At 45.1% G+C, this 789-nt stretch carries 1 protein-coding gene; it reads left to right on the top strand.

Translation table 11 applies throughout. From position 1 onward, the window contains the following. Positions 1 to 5 precede the first annotated feature (5 nt). Positions 6 to 789 (top strand): ISNCY family transposase (locus GTU69_RS16940; RefSeq protein ID WP_166172226.1); only part of this gene is annotated, 784 nt, incomplete at its 3' end.

The raw sequence follows: 789 nt of genomic DNA, 5'->3' as shown, positions 1-789 counted from the left end.
TGTCTATGTCGGATAAAGAACTTAAACGATTGTCGGTCTTGCAAGAAATCTGCGATCAACGCATAACCCAGTCCCAGGCTGCTCAGCTACTTCATATTTCAGAACGTCAGATCAGACGATTATTGCAAAAATACAAAGCTCAAGGTCCAGCCGCGTTAGCACATGCTGCACGTGGTCAAACCAGCAATTCCAAACTTCCTGAAGAACTCAGACTCAAGTGCCTCAATCTTGTCGCTGATCAATTCCATGGGTTCGGACCAACTTTAGCCCATGAAAAGCTGACAGCTGTTCATGGCTTCAATATTTCAGTAGAAACACTCCGTTCCTGGATGATTGCAGCTGATTTATGGATTCCTCGCTCCAAGCGCCTGAAACGCCCGTATCAGCCTCGTTATAATCGGGATTGTTATGGTGAATTGATCCAGATCGATGGCTCATACCATGACTGGTTTGAAGGACGTGCTGCTAAATGCTGTCTGCTGGTATTTATTGATGATGCCACAGGGAAATTGCAACATTTACGCTTCTGTGAATCAGAATCAGCCTTTGACTATATGATTTCAACACGTTTGTATGTCGAACAGCATGGTAAACCTCTGGCGTTTTACAGTGATAAACATTCAGTGTTTAGGGTGAATCAAAGCAGCAAGAAAGACACCAAGGTTACGCAATTTGGACGCGTACTTAGCACCCTCAATATCGATATCATCTTCGCTAACTCCCCCCAGGCCAAAGGTCGCGTAGAACGTGCCAACAGAACCTTACAGGATCGCCTGATCAAGGAAATGC

Origin of the sequence: Acinetobacter sp. SA01 (assembly GCF_011319235.1) — a bacterium.
Taxonomy (GTDB): domain Bacteria; phylum Pseudomonadota; class Gammaproteobacteria; order Pseudomonadales; family Moraxellaceae; genus Acinetobacter.
Note: the sequence above shows the minus strand (reverse complement) of the source record. Positions and strands in the feature narration are given on the sequence as shown.